Annotated in this window: 3 protein-coding genes; 2 read left to right on the plus strand and 1 reads right to left on the minus strand. The window is 35.6% G+C overall.

From position 1 onward, the window contains the following. Positions 1 to 82 precede the first annotated feature (82 nt). A complete protein-coding gene (locus ES676_RS07770; RefSeq protein ID WP_148369748.1) occupies positions 83 to 403 on the plus strand; it encodes a DUF3467 domain-containing protein in 321 nt (106 codons plus the stop codon). A gap of 201 nt (positions 404 to 604) precedes the next feature. Here the strand turns inward: ES676_RS07770 and ES676_RS07775 are convergent, their stop codons facing one another. Continuing rightward, positions 605 to 2194: a peptide chain release factor 3 gene (locus tag ES676_RS07775; protein ID WP_148369749.1), complete on the minus strand. Its 1590-nt coding sequence runs from the start codon at positions 2192 to 2194 to the stop codon at positions 605 to 607. A gap of 654 nt (positions 2195 to 2848) precedes the next feature. Here ES676_RS07775 and ES676_RS07780 point away from each other — a divergent pair. Then, positions 2849 to 6299 (plus strand): Ig-like domain-containing protein (locus ES676_RS07780; protein WP_148369750.1); only part of this gene is annotated, 3451 nt, incomplete at its 3' end.

The raw sequence follows: 6299 nt of genomic DNA on the forward strand, positions 1-6299 counted from the left end.
CAGAGTATGCAGGACTTTTTTATTTTAATAATTTTATTAATGATAAGACTTCCTCTAAAGTGGAAGCGTAAACAAGTTTACGATGGCAGATAATAAAGACACTAAACCAAAACAAGGGCAAATTAATATTGAGTTAGATGAGAAAGTTGCAGAAGGCACTTATTCTAACCTCGCAATCATCAATCATTCGGTTTCAGAGTTTGTAGTCGATTTTGTAAGTATAATGCCAGGAACTCCAAAGAGTAAGGTGAAATCAAGAATTATTTTAACTCCTCAGCATGCAAAACGTTTGCTTAAAGCGTTAAGTGAAAATGTACAACGCTTCGAGAAAGCGCACGGTGAGATCAAAGATTACGATCAGCCTCCAATTCCTCTAAATTTTGGACCAACGGGTCAAGCTTAAAAGAAAAAAAGTCCTTTTTGAAAATTCAAAAGGACTTTTTTTTTACTATTTTTTTTATTCTGAAACTGAATATTTCAATTTGAGTTATAATCACGAAAAATAGAGCGATTTTAAAACACGTTTAACAGCGTATCTGTTCTGTCTTAACATCTTATGTGGTTAAGTAATATATTCTTTCTTAAAACCACTTAAAATCAAAATTTACTGAAATTCTGACGTATAATGGAATTTTATACTTGGATATTTTTGTTGGGTCATTTGTAAAGAAAATGAGGAATCGGCTAAGAAAACTAACTGATCATCTTTGTCTTTTGCTAAATAGCGATGTTTAACTCTTAAAAACTCTTTATATTCTTCATTTTTAGGATCTGTAGGTTCTACCCAGCACGCTTTAAATACATTTAAATTTTCGTAGGTGCATTTCGCTCCATATTCGTGTTCTAATCGGTATTGAATAACCTCATATTGAAGCGCTCCAACGGTTCCAATTACTTTTCTACCGTTTAATTCTAAAGTAAATAATTGAGCAACCCCTTCATCCATCAATTGGTCGATTCCTTTATATAATTGTTTAGATTTTAAAGGATCGGCATTATTAATATATCTAAAATGTTCTGGTGAAAAACTTGGTACCCCTTTATAATTAAGGTATTCCCCTTCCGTTAAGGTGTCACCAATTTTAAACGTCCCAGAGTCTTGTAACCCCACAATATCGCCGGGGTATGAGATGTCTACAATTTCTTTCTTTTCGGCAAAAAAGGCATTTGGACTAGAAAATTTTACTTTTTTATTATGTCTAACATGCAAATAAGGGGTGTTTCTTTTAAACTCACCCGAAACAATTTTAATAAAAGCCAAACGGTTTCTGTGGTTAGGATCCATATTGGCGTGAATTTTAAAAACAAACCCAGTAAATTTATCTTCGTTAGGTTCTACCCAGCGCTCTTCACTTTTCTTTGGTCTTGGTTTCGGGGCGATATCTACGAAGCAATCTAAAAGTTCACGAATTCCAAAACTATTTAAAGCCGAACCAAAAAACACGGGTTGCAAATTGCCGTCTAAGTACTCTTGCTTATCAAATTTTGGATAAATTCCGCGAACTAATTCTAATTCTTCCCGAAGAGTTTCCGCAGCCGAATCTCCGATCAATTTATTTATTTCTAAAGAATCTATATCAGAAATTTCAATCGTTTCTTCAATATTTTTCCGGCTATCGCCACTAAATAAATTAATATTATTCTCCCAAATATTATAGATGCCTTTAAAGTCGTATCCCATCCCGATAGGAAAACTTAAAGGAGAGACTTTTAAATTTAATTTTTGTTCAATTTCATCAAGTAATTCAAACGCATCTTTACCTTCACGATCCATTTTATTAACGAATACAATCATTGGTATGTTTCGCATTCTGCAAACTTCAACTAATTTTTCAGTTTGCTCCTCGACACCTTTGGCTACATCAATCACCACGATAACACTGTCTACAGCGGTTAGTGTTCTAAAGGTATCCTCAGCGAAATCTTTGTGTCCTGGCGTATCTAAAATATTTATTTTTATACCGTCATATTCAAACGCTAAAACAGAGGTAGCCACACTAATTCCACGTTGACGTTCTATTTCCATAAAATCACTCGTCGCTCCTTTTTTTATTTTATTGCTTTTTACTGCACCAGCTTCTTTAATAGCCCCTCCAAATAAAAGTAGTTTTTCGGTTAGTGTTGTTTTACCAGCATCGGGGTGAGCAATAATACCAAAGGTTCGTCGTCTGTTGATTTCGTCTTGAAATTTCATAATCATAAATTTGCACAAATATAATGCAGTAATTCTGAATTCTCTAAACTGCATTGTATTTCTTTGAATGGATAGGGATTAAAATTATTTTATACTGTTTATAGAAAAATAATAATGAAAACTGAATAGAAAATTTCTCTGAGTCGGAGTCAATTAATTCACGATTCACTCGTTTTGACGTGTAAATAAGTATTTCATCGAATAATATTTTCTTTTTAACTTAATTTTAACTTTATTTGTTAAAGATCAAGAATTTTATAGCAACAAAAACTATTAATAGCAAAACATTATTTTGAATACCTCCCTAAAAGCCCTGTTTTTCAATATATTTCAAACTTCATACGACGCCGTTTTCATACTCCAGAGAAGCGAAGTAATCCGTGAGTTTAAATTAGGTTTATCCCTGATTTACTTAAGCGATTATTTTACATCGTAAATTGAAGGTAATAATATGAGAATATTATTTCAAATAATAGATCCTTTGTTTCTTCCTTCTTTAAGGTTAATTCCTACATTTAAATGTGTTTTTAATAAGCACTATTAACGCACGTTATAAACTTTTAGTTATCCAGGTAACTTTACCATTTCCATTTTAATTTTATTTCTATTCTTTATTGAATAATTAAGACATAAGATATTTATACCCTAATTATTATGAAATTTTTTACCCAAAGATCAATAATTTGTTTATTCCGTAATTCATTATTGGCATTATTTTTTATATCATTTAGTTTCTCTGGTTTCGGCCAGACATCTATTTCTGGTGTCGTTAATTCCTATGCATCGGTAACCAGTATGAGCGCTGGTAATTGCGATCCTTGTGATGCTAACTGCACCGATACAATTACTGTAAGTGATAGTGCTAGTTTTTTTGCTGATGATAAAGCGTTAATAATACAAATGAAGGGGGCAGATTTAGATATAACTAACTCAAGTTCTGGAGGTTCTATTACAGCTATTAACCAAGCAGGAAATTATGAATTTTTTGAAATAGAAAGTGTTTCAGGAACTACTATAACTTTAAAATATCCTCTTGTTAGATCTTATAATTTTTCTGGAAAAGTTCAAATAGTTAAAATACCAAATTACAACGAAGTAAATATAACAGGTACGCTTACTGCTCCAAATTGGGATACAACAACAGGAACTGGTGGGGTTGTTGTTCTTTCTGCAGATGAAATAACCTTTAATGCGAATATCGATGTTAGAGGTAAAGGTTTTAAGGGTTTAAGAATGACGGTTAATGGTACTCCAGATAACTGTACTCTCAATCCTCTTACTCAATTTATATTGCCAAGCACTAATAACTCCTCATATATTAGAGGGGAAGGGATTGCGGTTTCAGTATCTACTACTAACAGAGGAAGAGCGCCTAGAGCTAATGGAGGTGGATCTGGTGTTTCAGGAGATTCTGGAGGAGGAGGAGGTTCCAATTTTGGAGCAGGTGGAGAAGGAGGAAAAAGGTGGTGTAATGTAAATGGAGATAATGCCGGTGGGATTGGAGGTTTGTCTATGACACCTTATTTAAGTCAGGATAAAGCCTTTTTAGGGGGTGCTGGTGGTCCCGGTTTTATAACGACAAGTAATTTTTCTTCAGCTGCCAATGGAGGAGGGATTGTAATACTTTTTGCAGAAACTATTATTGGTAATGGCTACGGTATTGAAGCTGATGGACTATCTCCTACTGCTGTTATGCCTAACGGTCCTGCCGATGGAGGTTCTGGCGGGGGGGGAGGAGGAACCGTTATTTTGAAAGCGGAAAACTTTACATCCAATCTCACGGTAAATATAAATGGAGGAGATGGAGAAGATCTGATAACTAACGTTCAACACGGACCAGGTGGAGGAGGTGGAGGTGGCGTATTACTTTTTTCAAAAGCTGCGCTTCCTGCAAATGTTATCGTAAATAGTACTGGAGGTGATGGGGGTGTTCATAATGATGGTGCTAGAAATGGATCTCAAAATGGACAAGCTGGAGGTGAAATTTCTCTATTTATACCTATTGAAAACCCTAATTATAACGGAGACCCAGATAATGATGGCGTATCAGAAGATTGTGACTTAGATGATGATAATGATGGCATTTTAGATACAGATGAATATGATGCTAGTTTGTCTGATCCATTTGGAGATAGCACTGGAAACGGAACTCCAAACTACTTCGATCCTTCAACTCCTAGTTTTATTGATGCAAATAACGACGGAATTGATGATAGATATGATACGGACCTTGATGGTGTTTTAAATCAGTTTGATACGGATAGTGATAATGATGGTTGTCCAGATGCGTTAGAAGGTGATGGTGGTTTTTCGTTGACTGATATTAATTCTAGCGGACAAATAAATAGTTCAGTTGATGCAGTTGGTGTGCCAACAAGTACAGGAACAGGAACTTCTCCACAAATAGACTCAGATGGAAGTGCTACAAATGATTCTGTATATAGTGATTTATGCGATAATGACGATGATGGTAATCCAAACGGAACAGATCCATTTCCTAATTCTCCAACAGCTCAAGATGATTATGGAACAGCAACTCTAGGGGTTGCCACTGCCATAAATATTTTAGACAACGATGATTTCTTAACAAATTTAGAAGCTAATAATATAGGAACTACAGCAATTTTAGATACTGGCACTGGTACCGCTACTGGAATTATTCAGTTTGATGAAAATACGGGAAATTTAATTTATACTTCGGGAGCACTCGAAACAATAGGTGACATAGTAACGGTAATTTATAACGTTTGTAATACAGACCCTAATCCAGATGTTTGTGCTACCGCGACCGTCAATATAACTATTGTAGGAACTAATCAGGCTCCAGTAGCTATCACAGATAATTATTCAATAGATGAAGATACAACTGTTCAATTATTGCCGTTAGCCGGGGACAGTGACCCAGATGGAGATGATATAAACATAGATTCTATCAATGGTGTGGCTTTAACTCCAGGTATAGCGCAACAAATAGCAGTTCCTAATGGTTTAGTAGATATAGATAATTTAGGTGTAATAATTTTTACTCCCGCCGCGGATTATAATGGACAAGTTACATTTCCTTATGTAATTAGTGATGTGAATGGCGTAACAGCAACGGCAAATCAAATTATTGATGTTGCTCCAGTTGCAGATATTGTAGCCGATACCGATACCACACCAGAAGACACAGCAGTGACTACGGTTGTGTTGGATAATGATACGTTCACAGGAATCTATGGTACAGATTATACAGTTACCAGTACAACGATTTCAGCGAATGGAACCACTACTATTGAGGCAGATGGAACCATTACGTACACACCAGATGCAGACTTTAACGGAACGGATACGTTTGATTACACAGTAACTGTAACAAATTCTGATGGAAGTACAACAACGGAAACAGCAACAGTAACTGTAACGGTTAACCCAATCGATGATGCAAATGACGACATAGCAACAACGGATGAGGATACAGCAGTAACTATAGATGTCATAGATAATGATGGCTTCCAAGGAGTTTACGGAACGGACTATGAAGTAACAGATGCAACAGCTCCAGCAAATGGAACTTTAGTTATTAACCCTGACGGAACAATAACGTACACACCAGATGCAGACTTTAACGGAACGGATACGTTTGATTACACTGTAACTGTAACAAATTCTGATGGAAGTACAACCACAGAAACAGCAACAGTAACCATTATGGTAACGCCAGTAAATGATGCACCAGTAGCAGTAGACGATAATTATACCGTTTCAGAAGAAAGTACAGTAATATTAACACCATTAGATTTAGATAGTGATATTGATGGTGATATTTTAAGCATTGTTTCTATAAATGGAACTTTATTAACACCAGGAACAGTGCAAGTTATCACGACTCCAAATGGAACAGTGAATATAGATGCAGCAGGTGTTATTACGTTCACACCGAGTGATAATTACAATGGTACGGAGACCTTTGGATATGTCATTACTGATGGTACAGCTACAGCTACAGCCAACCAGATTATCGAAGTAACCGCAGTAAATGATGCACCAGTAGCAGTAGACGACAGTTACAGTGTTGCAGAAGAAGGTACAGTAACCTTAACACCATTAGATTTAGATAGTGATT

The sequence above is a fragment of the Bizionia saleffrena genome, from assembly GCF_008086175.1.
GTDB classification, from domain to species: Bacteria; Bacteroidota; Bacteroidia; order Flavobacteriales; family Flavobacteriaceae; genus Bizionia; species Bizionia saleffrena.